The sequence below is a fragment of the Pseudomonas juntendi genome (assembly GCF_009932375.1).
GTDB classification, from domain to species: domain Bacteria; phylum Pseudomonadota; class Gammaproteobacteria; order Pseudomonadales; family Pseudomonadaceae; genus Aquipseudomonas; species Aquipseudomonas juntendi.
The window spans coordinates 18,976-38,411 of the sequence record NZ_BLJG01000034.1 but is presented as its reverse complement, the minus strand read 5'-3'; the positions used below and the strand labels follow the sequence as shown (position 1 = coordinate 38,411).

The 19,436-nt window shown below is 64.4% G+C and carries 24 protein-coding genes; 14 read left to right on the top strand and 10 right to left on the bottom strand.

Annotation, left to right across the window (positions count from 1 at the left end):
- Positions 1-309: 309 nt before the first annotated feature.
- Positions 310-753 carry a winged helix-turn-helix transcriptional regulator gene (locus GYA94_RS04685; RefSeq protein WP_110676895.1) on the bottom strand — a complete coding sequence of 148 codons (444 nt, stop codon included), beginning with the start codon at positions 751-753 and terminating at the stop codon, positions 310-312.
- 101 nt (positions 754-854) lie between these two features.
- Here GYA94_RS04685 and GYA94_RS04680 point away from each other — a divergent pair, with 101 nt between their 5' ends.
- Positions 855-2,060 (top strand): MFS transporter, encoded by a 1,206-nt coding sequence (locus GYA94_RS04680; RefSeq protein ID WP_110676897.1) that lies wholly within the window; start codon positions 855-857, stop codon positions 2,058-2,060.
- Here the strand turns inward: GYA94_RS04680 and GYA94_RS04675 are convergent.
- From GYA94_RS04675 to GYA94_RS04655, 5 genes are all read right to left on the bottom strand, one after another.
- On the bottom strand, positions 2,048-2,731 hold the full coding sequence (locus tag GYA94_RS04675; protein ID WP_009685701.1) for an OmpW/AlkL family protein: 684 nt from the start codon (positions 2,729-2,731) through the stop codon (positions 2,048-2,050). The two genes, GYA94_RS04680 and GYA94_RS04675, sit on opposite strands and share 13 nt — an antisense overlap.
- A gap of 109 nt (positions 2,732-2,840) precedes the next feature.
- Complete coding sequence (locus GYA94_RS04670) at positions 2,841-3,353, bottom strand: DUF3299 domain-containing protein (RefSeq protein WP_029886261.1); 513 nt, start codon at positions 3,351-3,353, stop codon at positions 2,841-2,843.
- Positions 3,354-3,461: 108 nt separating this feature from the next.
- Entirely contained in the window at positions 3,462-4,727 is a 1,266-nt protein-coding gene (locus GYA94_RS04665) for an ABC transporter permease (RefSeq protein ID WP_161891876.1), read from the bottom strand.
- Positions 4,727-5,437, bottom strand: a complete 711-nt coding sequence (locus tag GYA94_RS04660) for an ABC transporter ATP-binding protein (RefSeq protein ID WP_110676901.1) — start codon at positions 5,435-5,437, stop codon at positions 4,727-4,729. The genes GYA94_RS04665 and GYA94_RS04660 overlap by 1 nt, the downstream gene beginning before the upstream one ends.
- A gap of 1 nt (position 5,438) precedes the next feature.
- A complete protein-coding gene (locus tag GYA94_RS04655) occupies positions 5,439-6,026 on the bottom strand; it encodes a DUF2796 domain-containing protein (RefSeq protein WP_161891875.1) in 588 nt (195 codons plus the stop codon).
- Between the two features lie 128 nt (positions 6,027-6,154).
- Between GYA94_RS04655 and GYA94_RS04650 the strand changes: the two genes are divergently transcribed.
- Positions 6,155-6,499 carry a hypothetical protein gene (locus GYA94_RS04650; RefSeq protein ID WP_110676905.1) on the top strand — a complete coding sequence of 115 codons (345 nt, stop codon included), beginning with the start codon at positions 6,155-6,157 and terminating at the stop codon, positions 6,497-6,499.
- A gap of 136 nt (positions 6,500-6,635) precedes the next feature.
- On the opposite strand, the gene trxA is transcribed toward GYA94_RS04650, so the two are convergent.
- From trxA to GYA94_RS04635, 3 genes are read right to left on the bottom strand one after another with little or no spacing between them, the layout of a single operon-like run.
- Positions 6,636-7,508 carry a thioredoxin gene (gene trxA, locus GYA94_RS04645; protein WP_009685707.1) on the bottom strand — a complete coding sequence of 291 codons (873 nt, stop codon included), beginning with the start codon at positions 7,506-7,508 and terminating at the stop codon, positions 6,636-6,638.
- A 31-nt stretch (positions 7,509-7,539) separates the two neighbouring features.
- Positions 7,540-8,199 (bottom strand): class I SAM-dependent methyltransferase, encoded by a 660-nt coding sequence (locus GYA94_RS04640; RefSeq protein ID WP_009685708.1) that lies wholly within the window; start codon positions 8,197-8,199, stop codon positions 7,540-7,542.
- Positions 8,200-8,652 (bottom strand): YbaY family lipoprotein, encoded by a 453-nt coding sequence (locus tag GYA94_RS04635; RefSeq protein WP_009685709.1) that lies wholly within the window; start codon positions 8,650-8,652, stop codon positions 8,200-8,202.
- Positions 8,653-8,758: 106 nt separating this feature from the next.
- Between GYA94_RS04635 and nrdR the strand changes: the two genes are divergently transcribed.
- From nrdR to GYA94_RS04575, 12 genes are all read left to right on the top strand, one after another.
- On the top strand, positions 8,759-9,223 hold the full coding sequence (gene nrdR / locus GYA94_RS04630) for a transcriptional regulator NrdR (RefSeq protein ID WP_009685710.1): 465 nt from the start codon (positions 8,759-8,761) through the stop codon (positions 9,221-9,223).
- Positions 9,224-9,225: 2 nt separating this feature from the next.
- Entirely contained in the window at positions 9,226-10,356 is a 1,131-nt protein-coding gene (gene ribD / locus GYA94_RS04625; protein ID WP_110676909.1) for a bifunctional diaminohydroxyphosphoribosylaminopyrimidine deaminase/5-amino-6-(5-phosphoribosylamino)uracil reductase RibD, read from the top strand.
- 41 nt (positions 10,357-10,397) lie between these two features.
- Positions 10,398-11,063 carry a riboflavin synthase gene (locus GYA94_RS04620; protein ID WP_009685712.1) on the top strand — a complete coding sequence of 222 codons (666 nt, stop codon included), beginning with the start codon at positions 10,398-10,400 and terminating at the stop codon, positions 11,061-11,063.
- Between the two features lie 18 nt (positions 11,064-11,081).
- On the top strand, positions 11,082-12,173 hold the full coding sequence (gene ribBA, locus GYA94_RS04615) for a bifunctional 3,4-dihydroxy-2-butanone-4-phosphate synthase/GTP cyclohydrolase II (protein ID WP_029886265.1): 1,092 nt from the start codon (positions 11,082-11,084) through the stop codon (positions 12,171-12,173).
- Positions 12,174-12,264: 91 nt separating this feature from the next.
- Entirely contained in the window at positions 12,265-12,741 is a 477-nt protein-coding gene (ribH, locus tag GYA94_RS04610) for a 6,7-dimethyl-8-ribityllumazine synthase (protein ID WP_003255395.1), read from the top strand.
- Positions 12,738-13,238 carry a transcription antitermination factor NusB gene (gene nusB, locus GYA94_RS04605; RefSeq protein WP_054914177.1) on the top strand — a complete coding sequence of 167 codons (501 nt, stop codon included), beginning with the start codon at positions 12,738-12,740 and terminating at the stop codon, positions 13,236-13,238. Before ribH ends, nusB begins: the two co-directional genes overlap by 4 nt.
- Before the next feature lie 18 nt (positions 13,239-13,256).
- Positions 13,257-14,225, top strand: a complete 969-nt coding sequence (thiL, locus tag GYA94_RS04600) for a thiamine-phosphate kinase (protein WP_009685715.1) — start codon at positions 13,257-13,259, stop codon at positions 14,223-14,225.
- On the top strand, positions 14,222-14,725 hold the full coding sequence (locus GYA94_RS04595; RefSeq protein ID WP_009685716.1) for a phosphatidylglycerophosphatase A family protein: 504 nt from the start codon (positions 14,222-14,224) through the stop codon (positions 14,723-14,725). Before thiL ends, GYA94_RS04595 begins: the two co-directional genes overlap by 4 nt.
- 16 nt (positions 14,726-14,741) lie before the next feature.
- Positions 14,742-15,485 (top strand): substrate-binding periplasmic protein, encoded by a 744-nt coding sequence (locus tag GYA94_RS04590; RefSeq protein ID WP_054904996.1) that lies wholly within the window; start codon positions 14,742-14,744, stop codon positions 15,483-15,485.
- A 129-nt stretch (positions 15,486-15,614) separates the two neighbouring features.
- Positions 15,615-16,232 (top strand): GTP cyclohydrolase II, encoded by a 618-nt coding sequence (gene ribA, locus GYA94_RS04585; protein WP_029886268.1) that lies wholly within the window; start codon positions 15,615-15,617, stop codon positions 16,230-16,232.
- Positions 16,229-16,648, top strand: a complete 420-nt coding sequence (locus tag GYA94_RS04580; RefSeq protein WP_161891874.1) for an MFS transporter — start codon at positions 16,229-16,231, stop codon at positions 16,646-16,648. Before ribA ends, GYA94_RS04580 begins: the two co-directional genes overlap by 4 nt.
- Positions 16,648-17,466 (top strand): cobalamin-binding protein, encoded by an 819-nt coding sequence (locus GYA94_RS04575; protein ID WP_110676913.1) that lies wholly within the window; start codon positions 16,648-16,650, stop codon positions 17,464-17,466. The genes GYA94_RS04580 and GYA94_RS04575 overlap by 1 nt, the downstream gene beginning before the upstream one ends.
- Here the strand turns inward: GYA94_RS04575 and GYA94_RS04570 are convergent.
- The gene (locus GYA94_RS04570; RefSeq protein WP_161891873.1) at positions 17,438-19,309 is read right to left on the bottom strand and encodes a TonB-dependent receptor domain-containing protein; all 1,872 of its coding nucleotides are present in this window, start codon (positions 19,307-19,309) and stop codon (positions 17,438-17,440) included. The two genes, GYA94_RS04575 and GYA94_RS04570, sit on opposite strands and share 29 nt — an antisense overlap.
- Between the last annotated feature and the right edge of the window lie 127 nt (positions 19,310-19,436).

Below are 19,436 nucleotides of genomic sequence, written 5' to 3'. Positions count from 1 at the left end.
ACAGGAACCGTGTGATCTTTGAGTCCTGCATTTTGCTGTTGATCTACACCCTCTTCGGCTGAGGCAACACCAGATCCAGCCAAGGATCGCCAGCCCTGAGCATCGCATTGAGTCGCACCAGGAAAACCCGCACAGGGGTGTTCGCTGCGGGGGATTGTGGGAGCGGTGAATGACAGCTTCTGCTCCTACTCGTGCTCTAGGCACCTGCGGCATTCAGCTTGTCATTCACCGCTCTCACTCAAAATTCTAAACCTCTCTCAAGACACAAGCGGCCTTGTGTCGCGACAGGGCTGCGCAGCAGCCCCGGGATCAGCCATGGCGCACCACCTTGCGCACGCAGTCCTCGGGGTTCAACATCTGCCCATCCAGGCTTCTCACCTGTAACGGTTCAAGTCCCTGCCCGCTAGCGGCGTCTACCAGCGCTGAACGCGTTTCACCCGCCTCGAACAAATACCGTTCCCCCCATTGGCGCAAACCCACCACCAGCGGAAATACCGCGCGCCCTTTCCCAGTCAGCACATATTCCTTGTAGGCACTGCCATCCGAGGCTGGCTGCAGCTCCAGCAAACCGCTTTCCACCAGCCATTTGAGCCGTGAGGCGAGGATGTTCTTCGCCAGCCCCAGATTCTTCTGAAACTCACTGAAGCGACGCAGGCCATCAAAGGCATCGCGAAGGATCATCAGCGCCCAGCGGTCACCCAGCACTTCCAAGGCCCGGGCGACGGGGCATTGCGCGTTGTTTGCATCGAGCATGGAGCCACCTTGTCCTGAATGACTGGTTGCAGATTAAAACCACGTTTGTTAAATAGCCAGCAGGTAGTTTCAAAATGAAACCAGATTAACGAGGTCGCGCCATGCAACCTTCACTGACACGCTGGATAACGCTACTGCTTGCCACTGCCAGCGGCATGGCGGTGGCAACGGTGTACTTTGCGCAACCGTTGCTGGACTCGATGGCTGCCGACTTGGGGGTAGCGCGGCAGCAGATTGGTTGGGTGGTTGGTGCGACCCAGGCGGGCTACGCCTTGGGCTTGCTGTTGGTCGTGCCGCTGGGTGACCGGGTGAACCGCAAGCGCCTGCTGCTGGGCCAACTGCTGTTCTCGGCGCTGGCGCTGACGGCGGTCGGCATGGCGCCGAACTGGGCGGTGTTGCTGCTGGCGTTGACCATCACCGGGCTGATGGCCGTGATGGTGCAATTGATGGTGGCGCACGCTGCCAGCCTGGCCGCCCCCGGTCAGCAAGGGCAGGCGGTAGGTACCGTCACCAGTGGCGTGGTACTGGGTATTTTGCTGGCGCGGCTGGTCTCCGGCGGGCTGGCTGACCTGGCAGGTTGGCGCTGCGTGTACTGGATGGCTGCAAGCCTGTTGGTGGTGCTGGCCGCAGTAATGTGGCGCAGCTTGCCCGCCGTGCCTGCAACCCGGCATCGCACCAGCTTCCGCGCACTGATCGCCGGCCAGTTCAGCCTTTACCGGCACGACCGGCTGCTACGTCAGCGTGGGGTGTTTGGCGGGTTGATCTTCGCTGCATTCAGCGTGCTGTGGAGTGCCATGGTCATGCCCCTCAGCGCTGCGCCATTGGCGTTCAGCCATACCGAGGTCGGTCTGTTCGGCCTGGCAGGTGTAGCGGGCACGTTGGCCGCATCGCGTGCCGGGCGCTTGGCCGACCAGGGGCAGGGTGAGCGGACCACGGGGCTGGCGCTGTTGCTGCTGACGCTTTCATGGCTGCCCACGGCCATGCTCGGGCAATCCGTGATGGCGTTTGTCCTCGGCGTGCTGATGCTGGATTTTGCCGTGCAGGCGGTGCATGTCACCAACCAGACGGTGTTGCTGGCCGGGCGTGGCGAAATGGCCAGCCGCCTGATTGCGGCCTACATGTGCTGCTATTCGCTGGGGAGCGGGGTGGGGGCGGTGCTGGCGAACTGGTGTTATGCGCACTGGGGTTGGGTAGCGGTGTGCGGCCTGGGCCTGGCCATCAGCGCGGCGGCCCTGGCTTATTGGCTGTGGCTGCAACGCGCAAGGGCGGCCGGAGCCGCCCTGCAGTGTTCCGGTCAGAACTTGTAGCCTAGGCCGACCATGTACACCCATGGGTCGACATCCACGTCGACCTTGGTCTTGCTGTAGCCCAGCGCGGTGGGGCCGTTGACGCTGGCCTTGGTGTCGATGTCCACATACCAGACCGCGGCGTTGACCAGCAGGTTGTCCGTGAGCATGTAGTCCATGCCCAACTGGCCGGCGATACCTACCGAGTCCTGTAGCTTCAGGTTGCTGAAGCCCTGCTGCTTGCGGGCGCTGCTGAGGTCTTCATCGAAGAACAGGGTGTAGTTGATACCGACGCCGGCATACGGCTGGAACTTGGAGTTCGGTTCCATCGGGTAGTACTGCAGCGACAGTGTTGGCGGCAGTTGCTTGATGTCGGCCAGCTTGCCGTCCAGCCCGCCACCCAGGCCTTTTACGCCTACGGTGTGCTTGAACGGCGTAGCCGCCAGCAGCTCCAGGCCAACGTGGTCGGTGAGCATGTAGGCGAAGGCCAGGCCCAGCTGGGTGTCGCTGTCCAGTGTCGCCTTGGTGCCCGAAACCTTGTTGCCGTCGAATTTCAGGTCGCTGCTGCTCTCATTCGGCGCAGTGGTGATTGCACCGGCGCGAACGATGACATCACCCGCCTGGTGGGCGTGGGCAACAGGGGCGGCGAAGGCCAGTGCCGCGAATGCGGCACCGAGCAAGGACTTGTTCATGGAAGCTCCCAGAGGACGTTAATAATCGAGTAGTCCAATGGTACGGATGGGTCTGAACAGAATGTTTGACCCAGCTCAACGAAGCGTCTTCATGAACCGGTAATAGCGCTCACTTCAGCTCATAAGCGTAGATTTTCTCGGCTTCCATCTGGTAGCCGGCATCGGCCAGTTCGCTGCTGGAGGCTTTGACCTGCATTTTTCCCTCGATCCAGTAGGGTTGATAAAGGTCTTCGACGCGCACGCCCATTTCGCTGAAAATGTGCACGATCTGGTTCGAGGGCGGTGGCGGCACATGGATGCACGCGCCGTAGTAAGGCACCAGCAGAAACTCGGTGGTGCGCCCCTCCTCGCTGACTTCCAGCGGCACAATATACCCGGGCAGTTTGACCTGCTGGCCATCGAGGCTTTTCACCACCGGCGCGTTCGGCGCCTGCTGCCGGGCTGCTGGCGCAGACTCGGCGGCCAGGGCGTTGCTCAATTGCGACATGTCGTGCAAGGGGGTGAGTTGCGGTGGAATGACCGGGGCGCCTTCCGGGATCAGCGCTGGCCAGTCGAGCTCCTTGGGTTCGGCGGCCCACAGCGGCATCGCTGCCGCAAGCAGCAGGATCAGCAGCGTTTGCAGTGCCGGCTTCTTCGCGGGTGAACCCGCACCTACACGGGGAACGCGACCCGATGTAGGAGCGGGTTTACCCGCGAAGCAGGCGGTGAGGTGTTTGATCATTACGCGCACTCATAGGTGTATGGACAGGCCATCGGCCAACGACTGCCGATAGGCGCGCCACGCTGGCACGCTGCCCATCAGCAGTGCAGCCGCCAGAATGATAGCCAGCAAGCTCCATTCATGAGCGGTCGGCAGCGCCAGCGGCAGGTACAAACCATAGTTGGCCTGTACATACCCCTGTGCCAGGGCGATACCCGCATACAGCAAGCCCAGCCCGGCGACGATGCCGACTGCCGCCAGTGACAGCGCCTCCAGCACCAGCAGCCCGGCGATATGCCATGGCCTGGCCCCTACGGAACGCAAGATCGCCATCTCCCGGCGGCGTTCGTTAAGGCTGGTGAGAATGGCCGTGAGCATGCCGATCAAGCCCGTGAGCACAACGAACAGCGAAACCACGAACAAGGCTTGTTCGGCCGTGCCCATCAGGCTCCACAGCTCCTGCAAGGCAACGCCAGGCAGGATCGCCAGCAGCGGTTCGTTGCGGTACTCGTTGATTTCCCGCTGCAGGCTGAACGTGGCGATCTTGTTGTTCAGGCCCAGCATGAACGCCGTGATGGCGGCAGGTTGCAGGTCCATGCTGCGTGCTTGCTCGGCGCTGATGCGCCCGGCGCCACGTGCCGGCACGCCATTGTGCCAGTCGATATGGATCGCCTCCATGCCGCCCAGGCTGATGTGCAGGGTGCGGTCGACCGGTGTGCCGGTACGCTTGAGCACGCCCACCACGGTGAACGGTTTGTCGTCATGCTTGACCAGGCTGATTGCGGCCACACCGTGCGCCAGCACCAGCTTGTCCCCCAGCTTGTAATGCAGTGCCTCGGCCACTTCGGCACCCAGTACCACCTCGAACGGGTCACTGGCGAATTCGCGGCCCTGGCTCAGCTGCAGGTGCTGTTTGCGGCCGTACTGGTAATGCTCGAAGTAGTCGGCAGTGGTGCCCATTACCCGATAGCCGCGGTGCGAGTCGCCCAGCGAGATCGGAATCGCCCACTTCACCCGTGGGTCATGGGCGTAGTGCTGAAAGCTGTCCCAGCGGATGTTGTTGGTGGCGTTGCCGATCCGGAATACCGAATACAGCAGCAGGTTCACCGAGCCCGAGCGCGCGCCCACGATCAGGTCGGTACCGCTGATGGTACTGGCGAAGCTGGCACGGGCCTCGGTCCGCACCCGCTCCACGGCCAATAGCAGGCATACCGACAGGGCGATGGCAAAGGCCGTGAGAAAAGCGGTGAAACGGCGGTTGGCCAGGCTGGCCAGGGCAAGGCGGAGCAGGTACATCAGGCCTCCACGGGCTTGGCGGCACGGTTGAGTTCGGCCAGCGACAGGTGGCGATCGAACAGCGGCGCCAGGCTCTGGTCGTGGCTGACGAACAGCAGGCTGGCACCAGCGGCCCGGCACTCATCGAACAGCAGGCGGATGAACACCTCACGGGTGTCGGCGTCCAGCGCCGAGGTCGGCTCGTCGGCGATCACCAACTCGGGTTGACCGATCAGCGCGCGGGCTGCGGCAACCCGCTGTTGCTGGCCTATCGACAGGCTGTCGGCACGGCGCGCCAGCAGTGCCGGGTCGCCCAGCCCCAGGTGGGCGAGCAGTTCGCCTGCCGCCTGGTGGACACTGCCATGGCGCTGGATGGCCCTTTCCGCCCGGCTGCGGGAGAAGCGGCATGGCAGTTCGACGTTCTCCCTTACCGACAGGAAGGGCAGCAGGTTGAACTGCTGGAAGATATAGCCGGTGTGGTCGACGCGGAACCGGTCGCGTGCACCTTGGCCCAGCGCGGCCAAGTCCTGGCCAAGCAGCCGGATTCGCCCTTGGTCCGCTCGGTTCACCCCGCCCAGCAGGCCCAGCAGGGTGGTCTTGCCACTGCCGCTGGGGCCTTTGAGAAACAGGGCCTCACCGGCTTGCAGGCGAAACGCCGGGATGTCCAGCAGCGGCGCCTGGCCGGGCCAGGCGAACACCAGGTCCTGCACGTCAATCAGTGCCTGACTCATCTCAGAACGCGACCATGGCCTTGGCGGGCGAGGTTTCAACGCCTTTCTGGCCGTTGGGGCCGATCAGCTGCACGTTGATTTTTTGCGTGGCCGGGAAGGCTTTGTACAGGGGAGCCAGGTCCAGCTGGGTGAGTTTCTCCGGGGTGGCGCATGTCAGCTGGTAGTGGGCATTGATATCGCTGTGCATGTGGCCCTTCTCATGCTCGTCACCGTCGTCGTCCGCTTTGGCGGCGTCACCGAACAACGGGCTTTCCAGCGCTTGCTGGTCTTCCTTGCAACCGGCTGCCGAGGCAAGGCCGAACAGCTTCAACGGTTGTTCCAGCTGCTGGCGCACCGCGGCAACCTTGGCCTTGTCGGCGTCGCTGCTGGCAGCGTGCTCGAAACCAACCAGGTTCATGGCGGGGCTGTCCAGCTCCAGTTCCAGGGTATTGCCGTCGAGCACGACATTGAGCTTGGCCACGCCGTGTTCATGCGCGCCCAGGGTGCCATGGGCGTGGTCGTGATCATGGTCATGGTCATGGTCTTCGTGGGCATGGGCCACGGCCAGTGGCAGCAAAGCGAAGGGCAGGGCGAGCAACAGGCGACGCATGGGAGGCTCCGGGGCGGGCTGGATGATTGGGTTATGTTATAACAACTTTTCTGCGTCCTGCCAGCCCGCATGGCGCAGGTTTCATCTTGCGGTAGCATGGGCCATCGACCTTGCTCAAGGAATGCATCGTGAGAATTCGTGGACAGATTGGTGAATGGCCGGTGGACCTGACCATCGAGCTTGAGCCTGAAGAGTGGGCGCAGTTGGGGCGGCAGATTGATGTACCGGTGGTAGCGCAGGCCGCAGCAACACAAACCGTGGCGGCGCCGCGCCAGGATGACGGGCAATGGGTAGCAGCGTGTGATGTATTGCGCCTTGCCGGGCAAATGAGCGGGCCGCAGTTGCTGGACCGGCTGGAAGGGTTGGCGGGGAGCACGGCGGCGGGCAAGCGATTGCTGGTGCGCTTGCGGCACAGCAGTGATGTGAAGGTGGAAAGCGGCGTGGACGCGCCGGTTTATCACTGGGTGGGATAAGCCTGTATTGCCTGTGCTGGCCTCTTCGCGGGCATGCCCGCTCCCACAGGTATTGCACCAGTCTCGAGTTCGGTGGGTATCCTGTGGGAGCGGGCGTGCCCGCGAACGAGGGCGAAGCCCTCGCAATGCTTTTGGGCTAGAACATCGCCGCCGACAGCTTGCGACGATAAACCCCAACCAGCGGGTGATCGCCACCCAGCAGTTCAAAGACCTGCAGCATCGCCTTCTGCGGCAGCCCATTGTCATAGCTGCGGTTACGCTGGAACAGCTTCAGCAACCCTTCCAGCGCCGCCTCATACTGCTGGCGTGCCAACTGCTGGACGCTCAGCTGGTAGGCGGCTTCATCATCCTCAGGGTTCTGAGCCAGGCGGCTTTTCAGCTCCGCCACCTCCGGCAGGCTGGCCGCTTGGCGCAGGAAGGTCAGCTGGGCCTTGGCGCCGGCCAGTGCGGCCTTGTGCTCATCGCTCTTGACCGCGTCCAGTACCACCTGCGCCTCCCCCAGCTCGCCACGTTCGGCCAGGCAACGGGCGTACAGGATCAGTGCCTCGGCATTGCTGTTGTCTTCACCCAGCAGGGCCTGCAGCAGCGCTTCCGCTTCGGCGAAACGGCTTTCGGCGAACAGCGCCTTGGCCTGTTCCAGCGGCGATGCCTGCGGTGCGGCAGGCATTTGCACGTGCGGCTCGAGCATGGCGCGGATCGCCGATTCCGGCTGGGCACCGGCAAAGCCGTCCACCGGCTGGCCGTCCTTGAACAGCACAACGGTCGGCAGGCTGCGAATGCCGAACTGGGCGACCACCTGTTGTTCCACGTCGCAGTTGATCTTGGCCAGCAGCAGTTCGCCCTGGTAGCCCTCGGCGATCTTCGCCAGCAAGGGCATCAGTGCCTTGCATGGCGCACACCACTCGGCCCAGAAATCCACCAGCACCGGTTTGTGGAAGGAGTTCTCGATCACCAGCTGCTGGAAGGTGGCATCGGTAGCGTCGAAAATGTAAGGCGTGTCTTGGCTCATTGCGCTTCTCGCAAACTCGTGAATACCACCACTATAAGGTGTCGCGGCTGGCGTGGTACAGGCTGACCCGGCGGAATTCGTGCGGCTCGGCCAGGTCGGGCAGGGTCAGCGCTTCAAGCACCCCCAGCTGCTGATAGAGCGGGTGGCTGAAGTCGCGTACCCGCGAGTCGGCCACCAGGGCCTGGCGACCACGGCCAAGAAAAGCATCCAGAAGCGGCAGGTTGGCTCGGTCGTACAGCACGTCGGCGACCAGGATCAAGTCGAAGCGGTCGTCCTCGGCGAAGAAGTCGTCGCTGTAGCCCAGTTGCACCCCGTTCAGCGCGGCATTCGCGCGGCAGGCTTGCAGGGCCAGTGGGTCCAGGTCGCAGGCCACCACCTCCCGGGCACCCGCGCGGGCGGCAGCGATGCCAGCAATGCCGGACCCGGCGCCAAAGTCCAGCACCCGCTTGCCGGCCACCCATTCCGGGCGCTCGGCCAGGTAACGGGCCATGGCCAGGCCACTGGCCCAGCAGAAGCTCCAGTAGGGCGGGTCTTCGAGAATGCGCCGGGTTTCGTCGCTGCTGAAGGCGCGGTCCATGTTCTGGTCGTCGATCAGCCACAGTTTCAAGGCGCAGCCGGGCAGTTCGCTGACGACCAGCCGCGCTTCACCGATCAGGCCGCTGAGGGCTTGCTGTAGGGCGAGCGGTGCCACTCAGGGCGCCTTCTCGAAACGTAGCGGCCCGGTGGCCTGGGTCTGCGCCTGGGTGATGCGCAGCGGCGGCAGGTGCATGATCAGCTGGCCGGAGCGGCTGGCGCGGCCACGCAATTCCACGCGTGCGCCGGCCGGGAAGGCTTCGGGGTTGAAGCGCAGTTGGTAGGGCAGGGCCTGGCCGGTAGCGGTCAGGTTGCTGCTGGCCAGCAGACGCTGCGGGCGGTCGCGTTCGTCGATCACCAGCAACGCCAGTTCCACGTCGGCGCCGGCCGGGATTTCCAGCAAAGTGCCGCTCAACTCGCGCTGGTAGGCCGGAAGCGGGCCGGGCGCTTCGGCGGTTTTGGCCACGCGGGCCGGTGCCGGCGCAACGGAGGTATCGGTCTTCGGCCTGTCGCTGCCGCAGGCGGCGAGCAGGGCGGCGCAGCACAGCACGACGAGCGCTCGGTAGTGCATGGAGGAGTCCTTAACGGGCAGATTTCCCATGGATGTTAACCCCTTTGGCTTGTCTTGCCAGTGCAATGCGCTACCATGGCCCTCCCTTTTTTTGTTGCCTGCCACCATGCACTGTCCCTTTTGCGGTGCCAACGACACCAAGGTCATCGACTCTCGCCTCGTCGCCGAGGGCGAGCAGGTGCGCCGCCGCCGCGAATGCGTGGCCTGTGGCGAGCGCTTCACCACCTTCGAAACCGCCGAGCTGGTGCTGCCCCGGCTGATCAAGCAAGACGGCACGCGCCAGCCTTTCGACGAAGACAAGCTGCGTGCCGGCATGCAGCGGGCGCTGGAAAAACGCCCGGTCAGCGTCGAGCGCCTGGAAGCGGCGCTGGCGCACATCAAGAGCCGCCTGCGTGCCACTGGCGAGCGCGAAGTCAAGTCGCTGGTGGTGGGTGAAATGGTCATGGCCGAGCTGCGCAAGCTCGATGAGGTGGCCTACATCCGCTTTGCCTCGGTGTACCGACGCTTCCAGGACCTCGACGAGTTCCGTGAAGAAATCGACCGCCTGGCCCGCGAGCCGGCCAAAGAGTGAACATGCCCAGCCAAGCCGCGATTCTTGACGCCCACTACATGGCGCGTGCGCTGGAGCTGGCGCGCAAAGGCCTGTTCACCACCCACCCGAACCCCCGTGTAGGCTGCGTGATCGTGCGCGACGGCGAAGTGGTCGGGGAGGGCTGGCACGTGCGCGCCGGTGAGCCACATGCCGAAGTGCATGCCCTGCGCCAGGCCGGGGAACGCGCCCGCGGCGCGTGTGCCTATGTCACCCTCGAGCCTTGCAGCCACCATGGCCGCACGCCCCCGTGCGCCGAAGCGCTGGTCAAGGCCGGTGTGGCCCGGGTGGTAGCGGCCATGCAGGACCCTAACCCGCAAGTGGCAGGGCGGGGGCTGCGGCGCCTGGCCGAGGCCGGTATCGAAGTGGCCAGTGGTGTGCTCGAGGCCGAGGCCCGCGCCCTGAACCCGGGCTTTCTCAAGCGCATGGAGCATGGCGTGCCCTACGTGCGCGCCAAGCTGGCCATGAGCCTTGACGGCCGTACCGCCATGGCCAGTGGTGAAAGCCAGTGGATCACCGGCCCGGCCGCGCGCTCGGCCGTGCAACGCCTGCGCGCCCGCTCCAGCGTGGTGCTGACCAGCGCCGCCAGCGTGCTGGCCGACAACGCGCGCATGACCGTACGGGGCAGCGAGTTGGGCCTGGATGCCGAAACCACCGCCCTGGCCCTCAGCCGCCCACCGCTGCGCGTGCTGGTCGATGGCCGCCTGCGCCTGCCGCTGGATGCGCCCTTCTTCCAGGCCGGCCCGGCCCTGGTGGTAACAGCTGTCGCAGATGACCCCGGTTATGCCGCTGCCGGCCACGAACTGCTGTGCCTGCCGGGTGACAATGGCCAGGTCGACCTGGTGGCGCTGCTGCACGCCCTGGGCGCGCGTGGCGTCAACGAAGTGCTGCTGGAAGCCGGTGCCAGCCTGGTCGGTGCCTTTGCCCGCCTTGGCCTGGTGGACGAGTACCAGTTGTTCGTCGCCGGTACCTTCCTCGGCTCCCATGCCCGCCCATTGCTGGACTGGCCGATGGAGCGGATGAGTGAAGCACCGCGGCTGAAAATTACCGAAATGCGCGCAGTGGGCGATGACTGGCGGGTCACAGCCGTGCCCCTGCCGGCGCCCGGCGTATAATGCCGGGCTTGCCCCGTGCAAACCGTTTTGAGGAAGACCCCATGTTCACCGGCATCATCGAATCCATTGGCAGCATCCGCAGCCTGACCCCCAAGGGCGGCGACGTTCGCGTCTACGTCGAAACCGGCAAGCTGGACCTGGGTGACGTCAAGCTGGGCGACAGCATCGCCGTCAACGGCGTGTGCCTGACCGCCGTGGAACTGCCTGGTGACGGCTTCTGGGCCGACGTCAGCGTCGAAACCCTCAAGCGCACTGCCTTCATCGACCTCAAGAGCGGCAGCAAGGTCAACCTGGAAAAAGCCCTGACCCCTACCACCCGCCTTGGCGGGCACCTGGTCAGCGGCCATGTCGACGGGGTGGGTGAAATCATCTCGCGCAGCGATAACGCCCGCGCCATCCAGTTCCGCGTACGCGCACCGAAGGAGCTGGCCAAGTACATCGCCCACAAGGGCTCGATCACCGTCGACGGCACCAGCCTGACGGTCAACGAAGTCAATGGCGCCGAGTTCGAGCTGACCATTGTCCCGCACACCCTGTCCGAAACCATCATGGCCGACTACCGCGCAGGGCGTCGGGTGAACCTTGAGGTCGATCTGCTGGCCCGTTACCTGGAGCGCTTGCTGCTGGGTGACAAGGCCGCCGAACCGAGCAAGGGCAGTGGCATTACCGAAAGCTTCCTGGCCGCCAACGGCTTCTTGAAATCCTGATTGAGAAGGGGGTGCCGCATGGCGCTCAACAGCATCGAAGAACTGGTCGAAGACATCCGCCAGGGCAAAATGGTCATCCTCATGGATGACGAAGACCGCGAGAACGAAGGCGACATCATCATGGCTGCCGAGTGCTGCCAGCCCGAACACATCAACTTCATGGCCAAGCATGCCCGTGGCTTGATCTGCATGCCGATGACCCGTGAGCGTTGCGAAACGCTGAAGCTGCCATTGATGGCGCCGCGCAACGGCTCGGGCTTCGGCACCAAGTTCACCGTGTCGATCGAAGCCGCCGAAGGCGTCACCACCGGCATCTCCGCCGCCGACCGCGCGCGCACCGTGCAAGCCGCTGCTGCCCGGGACGCCAAGGCCGAAGACATCGTCAGCCCTGGCCACATCTTCCCGCTGATGGCTCAGCCTGGCGGCACCCTGGCGCGTGCCGGCCATACCGAAGCGGCCTGCGACCTGGCGCGCATGGCCGGTTTCGAGCCAAGCGGCGTGATCTGCGAAGTGATGAACGACGACGGCACCATGTCGCGCCGCGCCGAGCTGGAAGTCTTTGCTGCCGAGCATGGCCTGAAGATCGGCACCATCGCCGACCTGATCCACTACCGCATGATTCACGAGCGCACCGTGCAACGGGTGTCCGAGCAACCGGTAGAGAGCGAGCTGGGTGAGTTCAACCTGGTCACCTACCGCGATGCGGTGGAAGGCGACGTGCACATGGCCCTGACCCTGGGCAAGATCTGCGCCGAAGAGCCGACCCTGGTGCGGGTACACAACATGGACCCGCTGCGTGACCTGCTGCTGGTCAAGCAACCGGGCCGCTGGAGCCTGCGCGCGGCCATGGCGGCCGTGGCCGAAGCCGGCAGCGGCGTGGTCCTGCTGCTGGGCCACCCGCTGGACGGCGACGTGCTGTTGGCGCACATCCGCGAAAGCGCCGGCGACCTACCGGCCAAGGCACCGACCACCTACAGCACCGTGGGGGCCGGCTCGCAGATCCTGCGCGACCTCGGGGTGCGCAAGATGCGCCTGATGAGTTCGCCAATGAAGTTCAACGCGATATCCGGATTCGATCTGGAAGTTGTAGAATACGTGCCCTCCGAGTGACTTGAGGCGGCAATGACGCCCCCAGCTCGAGTCCAGACCCCTGTCGAGGCCGCTTGCAAGCGGCCTCGCTCTTGAATATGAGAATATCGGAATGACCCTGAAGACCATCGAAGGTACCTTCATCGCCCCCAAAGGTCGCTATGCTTTGGTGGTTGGCCGCTTCAACAGCTTCGTTGTCGAAAGCCTGGTAAGCGGTGCCGTTGACGCCCTGGTTCGCCACGGTGTCAGCGAAAGCGACATCACCATCATCCGTGCCCCGGGTGCATTCGAAATTCCGCTGGTGGCACAGAAGGTCGCCCAGCAAGGCGCCTACGACGCGATCATCGCCCTGGGCGCCGTGATCCGTGGCGGTACCCCGCACTTCGAATACGTGGCGGGCGAATGCACCAAGGGCCTGGCCCAGGTGTCCATGGAGTTCGGTGTTCCGGTGGCCTTCGGCGTACTGACCGTCGATTCCATCGAGCAGGCCATCGAGCGTTCCGGCACCAAGGCTGGCAACAAAGGTGCTGAAGCTGCCCTGTCCGCTCTGGAAATGGTCAGCCTGCTGGCGCAGTTGGAGGCCAAGTGATTAGCGACGAAAGCGATCGTTTCAACCCGCGCGATCCAAAACCTGCGGATGCCGGCAAGCCTTCCAAGAGCGCCAAGCGTCGCGAAGCCCGCAAGCTTGCGACCCAGGCCCTCTATCAATGGCACATGGCCCAGCATTCGCTGAACGAGGTCGAAGCGCAGTTCCGGGTGGATAACGATTTCACCGACGTCGACGGTGCCTATTTCCGCGAGATCCTGCATGGGGTCCCGGCAATCAAGGACGAAATCGACAAAGCGCTGGCCCCGTGCATGACCATTGCCCTGGACGAGCTCGACCCTGTGGAACTGGCCGTGCTGCGCCTGTCCACCTGGGAGCTGATCAAGCGCGTAGACGTACCGTACCGTGTGGTCATCAACGAAGGCGTGGAGCTGGCCAAGGTCTTCGGTGCTACCGACGGTCACAAGTTCGTCAACGGTGTGCTCGACAAGCTTGCCCCGTCCCTGCGTGAAGCAGAAGTCAAGGCGAACAAGCGCTGATCCCGGCGCTGCCTGGCCATGGGTGAATTCGAGCTGATCAACCATTACTTCGCCGCCGCGCCCTGCGCGCAAGGCGGCGAAGGCGTGGCCCTGGGGATCGGTGACGATTGCGCCTTGCTCGACCTTCCCCCTGGTGAACAATTGGCGGTGTCGACCGACACGCTGGTGGCCGGGGTGCATTTCCCTGCCGTGTGCGACCCACAACTGCTGGGCCAGCGGTCGCTGGCCGTGGCGGCCAGTGACCTGGCTGCCATGGGCGCGACCCCGATCGGCTTCACCCTTGCCCTGACCCTGCCAAGCGTTGGCCCGGACTGGCTTGCAGCCTACGCCAACGGCCTGAGCCGCATGGCGCACCGCTGCCGCATGAGCCTGATTGGCGGCGACACCACCCGTGGCCCATTGAGCATCACCGTGACCGTGTTCGGCCGGGTGCCGGCTGGCCAGGCGTTACGCCGCAGCGGTGCGCGGCCAGGCGACTTGCTGTGTGTTGGCGGCACCCTGGGCAAGGCCGCCGGTGCCTTGCCGCTGGTACTGGGCGAGCGCCAGGCGCCTGCCGAGCTGGCCGAGCCGCTGCTGGCCCATTACTGGTCGCCGATGCCGCAGCTCACCCTGGGTACATGGCTGCGGGGCAGGGCCACGGCGGCGCTCGACGTCTCCGATGGCCTGCTAGCCGATTGCGGGCATATCGCCAAGGCGTCCGGGGTGGCACTTGAGGTGAACCTGGCCCAGGTGCCAGTGTCTCCTGCCTTGCAGGCATTCCTCGGCCACGAGGCGGCACTGCAGGCAGCACTCACCGGTGGTGATGATTACGTACTGGCCTTCACCTTGCCGCCTGCAGCACTGCCGCCCCTGGCCGAGCTTGGCTTCATCGAGGTACACACCATCGGTCGTGTGCTGCAAGGTCGCGGTGTGACCCTGCGCGACGCACAGGGCCAGGACATCACCCCCGCCCAGCGGGGCTATCAACACTTTAGGGAGACACCGTGACCGATCACCCCAACCAGGTGCCTGCGGAGTTCGTTCCGCCTTCGGTCTGGCGCAACCCATGGCACTTCATCGCGTTCGGCTTTGGTTCCGGCACCTTGCCCAAGGCACCGGGTACCTGGGGCTCGCTGGTGGCCATACCGTTCATCCCCCTGTGGCAGATGCTGCCCGACTGGGGCTACTGGCTGTTGCTGGGCATCAGCATGCTGTTCGGTATCTGGCTGTGCGGCAAGGTCGCCAATGACTTGCGTGTGCACGATCATGAAGGCATTGTCTGGGATGAAATCGTTGGCATGTGGATCACCCTCTGGCTGGTGCCGGAAGGCTGGCAGTGGCTGCTGGCAGGGTTCCTGATGTTCCGTTTCTTCGACATCCTCAAGCCGTGGCCTATCCGCTGGATCGACCGCCATGTACATGGGGGCGTCGGCATCATGCTCGACGATATCCTGGCCGGTGTGTTCGCCTGGCTGGGCATGCAGGTTCTGGTATGGGCGGTTGCCTGAAACAGGGAGCGCGTGAATGGCCATGAGGGTTGTGCTGCTGGCGATGCTGCTGAGTGTCGCCCCGTGGGCGGTGGCTGCCGAAGGCCTGCCAAAGCAGATCCAGCTGGTCAGCGAGGAGTGGATCGACTACACCAATGCTGACGGTACCGGCGTTGCCTGGGACGTTCTGCGCAAGGTGTTCGAGCCGGCCGGGGTCAAGGTGGTGACCCAAAGTGCACCCTACAGCCGCGCGGTCGGCCTGGTGAAACGTGGCGAGGCGGATGCCTGGGTCGGCTCCTACAAGGAAGAGAACGACGACAACCTGTACCCGCGCTGGCACTTCGATATGGATCATATCTATGCGCTGGGGCTGGCCAGCAAGCCTGTGCCCACGTCGCAGAATGTGGGCAAGTACCGCTTGGCCTGGGTACGTGGCTACGACTACGGCAGCTACTTGCCCGATGTGCATGAGTTCCGTGAAATCCAGCGCCGCGAAGGCATCCTGCCGATGCTGGAGCATGACCGTGTGGACTTCTACATCGATTCCCAGACTGAAGTCGATTACGTACTGAACCAGTCATCGCAGCCCGAACGCTTTCGCCGCACCCACGTGGCCGAGCTGCCGCTGTACCTGGCCTTTGCCCGCAACGACCAGGCCAAGGCCCTGCGCGACCTGTTCGACAAGCGCATGGCCGAGCTGGTACGCAGTGGCGAGCTGAAGCCGATTTTCGAGCACTGGCGGCAACCGTATCCGTTCACTGCGGATAGCAAACCGCACTGAGGCCGGGCCTGCCTGGCCTAAGTATCGAACTTTTCGATCTTACCCCGCGGTATTCAGCCAGCCCATATTGTGCAACCTGCTGATACAATCGGCTCACGAGATATGTCCCACTTTTTCCAGGAGCACAACGTGCCCGTCGTCTTTGTTGCCGCCTCTAAACTCCCGACGCCCTTCGCGACCTTCACCATGCACGGCTTTCTTGATGAAGCCACCGGCCGGGAGCATGTGGTGCTCAGCCTGGGTGACATCGCGGATGGTCAGCCGGTGCTGGGGCGCCTGCATTCCGAATGCCTGACCGGCGATGCTCTGTTCAGCCAGCGCTGCGACTGCGGCTCGCAGCTGGAGGCCGCACTGCAGGCAATCGCCCGCGAGGGCCGCGGCGTATTGCTGTACCTGCGCCAGGAAGGCCGTGGCATTGGCCTGCTGAACAAGATTCGTGCCTACGAGTTGCAGGACGGCGGGGCGGACACCGTGGAAGCCAACGAGCGCCTGGGGTTTGCCGCCGACCAGCGTGACTACGCCATGTGCCTGCCCATGCTCGAACACCTGGGCGTGAAGGCGCTGCGGCTGATGACCAACAACCCACGCAAGGTCAAAGCCCTGACCGACATGAGCATCGTGGTTGCCGAGCGAGTACCGCTGCATACCGGGCATAACCCGCACAACCGCTACTACCTGGCAACCAAGGCCGGCAAGCTTGGCCACATGCTCGGCAACGAACACCAGGGCGAGGTGCCCCAGGCGTGACCCGCGCCGAGGTCAAGCGGCGGCTGGCGCTGGCCTGGTGGCAGTACCTGGCGGTGGGCCTGCTGCCGCTGCCGGTCATGAGCTGGGCTTTTGGCGGCGGTGAGGCGCTGGTGCCGATTCTGGCCATGCCGTTGTTCATTGCCGGCGCGGCCACCATGTTCCTCAGCCTGCCACGTTTCGGTGCCTACAAGCGTGCACTCATCGCCACCTCGAAAGCCCTGGGTACTGCTGAAGAGCCTGCCGCGTGGATCGAGCTGGCACGGGTACGGCGCCTGGCCATGTTGTACGCCTGCTTCCCGGGCTGGGTCGCAGCGCTGTCTGTAGGGGGCGGTCTTGAAGCGGTGCCGCAGATCCTGTTGGCGATATCCACCGTGGTGGTGTTGTACCTCTACCGCATTCCACGACAGCTCGGCTGATGCGCCTGCTGCCTGGCCTGCTGGCACTGTTCGCCTGTGCCGCGCTGGCTGGCGAACCCTTGCGAGTGGTCAGCCTGGCGCCTTCGATGACGGAAATCATGCTCGAACTGCAGGCCGATGACCTGCTGGTGGGTGTGCTTGATGGGGGCGAACGGCCAAATGCGTTGCGCGATTTGCCCTCGGTAGGCCGCCAAGGCCAGCTGAACATGGAGCGCCTGCTGAGCCTGCGCCCCGACCTGTTGCTGCTGTGGCCAGGCAGCGTGCCGCCGGCGCAACGCGAGCAGCTCAAAAGCCTGGGTATCACGACCTTCAGCGCCGAACCCCATGACCTGGACCAGCTCATCGAGCAGATCGCCGCGATTGGCGAGCGCGTCGGCCGTGCCGAGCAAGGGCAGCAGTATGCCCGGGCCCTGCGCGAGCGGTTGCGGCAACTGCGCCAGCAGTACCGACGTGACGAGCCCTTGCAGGTGTTCTACCAGGTGTGGGATCGGCCTTTGTACACCCTTGGTGGCCGCCAGGTGGTGAGCGACGCACTGGCCGTATGCGGGGCGCGCAATGTGTTTGCCGACCTCAGCCAACCGGCGCCGCAGGTGAGTGTGGAGTCGGTGTTGCTACGCAACCCCCAGGTCATCCTGGCCGGTGACCAGGCGCAGTTGACCCGCTGGCTGGCCTGGCCGCAGTTGCGCGCCGTTGCCCACGCCGGTTTGCTGGTGGTACCCGATAAAGGCCTGGAGCGCCCGAGCGGGCAAATGATTGAAGCCACCGCCCGCTTGTGTGCGTTGCTGGCCGCTAAAGCGCCGGCGTCCACGTCACGCTGAACAGCAACGTGCGGCCTTCTTCGCGGTACGGGTGGTAGGCCCCTTCGTAGCTGTACAGGGCGCGGCTATAGCGGCGGTCCAGCACGTTATCCAGTTTGGCTTCCAGTTTCACTTCGTCGCTGGCAGCCCAACTGCCACGCAGGCCCAGCAAGCTGTGGCCACCGATGCGGTTGCGGTTGGCCTCATCGTCATAGCTGCTGCTGACGGCCTGCCAGCTGGCGCCCGCGCTGAAACGCCCGAAGTCGCGGTCAAGGTCCAGGCTCAACGTGCGCCGGGCGCGGCAGGCCAGGGTGTGGCCAGTGTCGCGGTCACGTGGGTCGATCAGTGCCATGCCCAACTGGGCGCGCCAACTCGCCCACTGCTGGGACAAGGCCATTTCCAGGCCGTTGATGCGTGCCGAGGCGACGTTGCGCGGGATCGAGTCCTGGCCAAATACGATGGCGTCGCGCAGGTCGGTCCGGTATAGCGAGGTCTCCAGGCGGGTGGTGGTCGCCAGCTGGCTGCGCCACTGCAGCTCATAGCTTTTCGAGTGCTCGGGGTCCAGGTTCGGGTTGCTGTATTGCGGGTAATACAGGTCGTTGAACGTCGGTGCGCGGAAGCCTTCGCTGTAGGACAGCAGCACATCGTTATCCGCGTTCAGCGGCACGGTCAGGCTGCCACTCCAGGTGGTCTGGCCGCCAAACTGCTGGTTGCGGTCGTGGCGCACGCCCAGCTCTGTGGAAAACTGCTCGCCCTGGTAGCGGTGCTGGGCAAAGACCGCCCGGTTCCAGCGGCTGTCTTCGGTGAAGTCGGTACTGGCATGGACACGGTCTTCATACCAGTCCCCACCGATCAGCAATGTGTGTTGTTCGCCCAGGGCGAGGTCGTTCTGCCAGGTCAGCTGATCGCGGTAGGTGTTGAACACGAAGCGCTCGGCGCTCAGCTTGTCACGCTTGTCGTCGCGGTTCTCGCTGTGGGCCAGTTCCAGGCGCGAGCGCCAGGCATCGCTGAGCTGCGCAGCGAAATAGCTGCCCAGGCTGCTGACGCTGAAGTCCGTGTAGGGCTTCTGGCCGAAGCTCTCGAAGGTTACCGGGTCGAACCCCCCGAACGGGTTGTCGTATTCACTGCGGCCACGGCTGTCGAGCAGGTTGACCCCGGCCTCGAAGCGCTCGCTGAAGGTGTGGCTCAGGCTCAGGTTGAAGGACTGGTTACGGTAGGCATCATGGTCGCCGTCACTGGCGAAGGATGGGCCAGTCGAATCGATGCCGGCTGTTTCATCCAGGCTGGCACCGAGGTTGAAGCGGGTCGCGTCGTTGCCGCCGGAAAGCCCCAGGCTACGCTCGACGGTGTGGTGGGTGCCTGCCGCGATGCGCAGCCGCGGCTGCAGGCCGGGCGTGTTGCTGCGGCGGGTGAAGATCTGGATCACCCCGCCGATGGCATCGCTGCCGTACACCGCCGAGCGCGAGCCACGCAGCACTTCTACCCGTTCGATCTGGTCAACGTCGAGGAACTGCAGGCCGCTGTCGCCCGAAGTGGCGTTGGCAATGCGTACGCCATCCACCAGCACCAGGCTTTGCGCCGCCTTGGTACCGCGTATGAAGATGCCCGGCAGGCTGCCACGGCCGCCAGTGGGGGCCACTTGTACGCCGGGTACGCGGCTTAGCAGGTCGGTGATGCTGGTGGGTTGCAGGCGGTCGATGTCGGCGCGGGTGAAGACCGTGTTGGCGGCGCTGGTGGCGGTGCGTGACTCGACCTGGCGGCTGGCGCTGATCAGCACGTCGGGGAGCTTCAGCGCGTCATCGCGTTCGGCGGCGATTAACAATGTGGGGGCGCAGAGTAGCGCGGCACAGGCAGATTTCTTCATAAGCAGTACCATTTTGCGAGGGCTGCGCCCTCGATCGCGACACAAGGCCGCTCCTACAGGTATTGCACAAACCGGTAGAGCGGGCGCGGTCTCTGAGCGGCCTTGTGTCGCGAAAGGGCCGCAAGGC

Coding starts and splice junctions, on each gene's coding strand:
- GYA94_RS04570 (WP_161891873.1), bottom strand. CDS start 19,309: ATGAAGAAATCTGCCTGTGCCGCGCTACTCTGCGCCCCCACATTGTTA.
- ribBA (WP_029886265.1), top strand. CDS start 11,082: ATGGCGCTCAACAGCATCGAAGAACTGGTCGAAGACATCCGCCAGGGC.
- thiL (WP_009685715.1), top strand. CDS start 13,257: ATGGGTGAATTCGAGCTGATCAACCATTACTTCGCCGCCGCGCCCTGC.
- GYA94_RS04675 (WP_009685701.1), bottom strand. CDS start 2,731: ATGAACAAGTCCTTGCTCGGTGCCGCATTCGCGGCACTGGCCTTCGCC.
- ribH (WP_003255395.1), top strand. CDS start 12,265: ATGACCCTGAAGACCATCGAAGGTACCTTCATCGCCCCCAAAGGTCGC.
- GYA94_RS04655 (WP_161891875.1), bottom strand. CDS start 6,026: ATGCGTCGCCTGTTGCTCGCCCTGCCCTTCGCTTTGCTGCCACTGGCC.
- GYA94_RS04680 (WP_110676897.1), top strand. CDS start 855: ATGCAACCTTCACTGACACGCTGGATAACGCTACTGCTTGCCACTGCC.
- ribD (WP_110676909.1), top strand. CDS start 9,226: ATGCCCAGCCAAGCCGCGATTCTTGACGCCCACTACATGGCGCGTGCG.
- GYA94_RS04660 (WP_110676901.1), bottom strand. CDS start 5,437: ATGAGTCAGGCACTGATTGACGTGCAGGACCTGGTGTTCGCCTGGCCC.
- GYA94_RS04685 (WP_110676895.1), bottom strand. CDS start 753: ATGCTCGATGCAAACAACGCGCAATGCCCCGTCGCCCGGGCCTTGGAA.
- GYA94_RS04590 (WP_054904996.1), top strand. CDS start 14,742: ATGGCCATGAGGGTTGTGCTGCTGGCGATGCTGCTGAGTGTCGCCCCG.
- nrdR (WP_009685710.1), top strand. CDS start 8,759: ATGCACTGTCCCTTTTGCGGTGCCAACGACACCAAGGTCATCGACTCT.
- GYA94_RS04620 (WP_009685712.1), top strand. CDS start 10,398: ATGTTCACCGGCATCATCGAATCCATTGGCAGCATCCGCAGCCTGACC.
- GYA94_RS04635 (WP_009685709.1), bottom strand. CDS start 8,652: ATGCACTACCGAGCGCTCGTCGTGCTGTGCTGCGCCGCCCTGCTCGCC.
- trxA (WP_009685707.1), bottom strand. CDS start 7,508: ATGAGCCAAGACACGCCTTACATTTTCGACGCTACCGATGCCACCTTC.
- GYA94_RS04665 (WP_161891876.1), bottom strand. CDS start 4,727: ATGTACCTGCTCCGCCTTGCCCTGGCCAGCCTGGCCAACCGCCGTTTC.
- GYA94_RS04575 (WP_110676913.1), top strand. CDS start 16,648: ATGCGCCTGCTGCCTGGCCTGCTGGCACTGTTCGCCTGTGCCGCGCTG.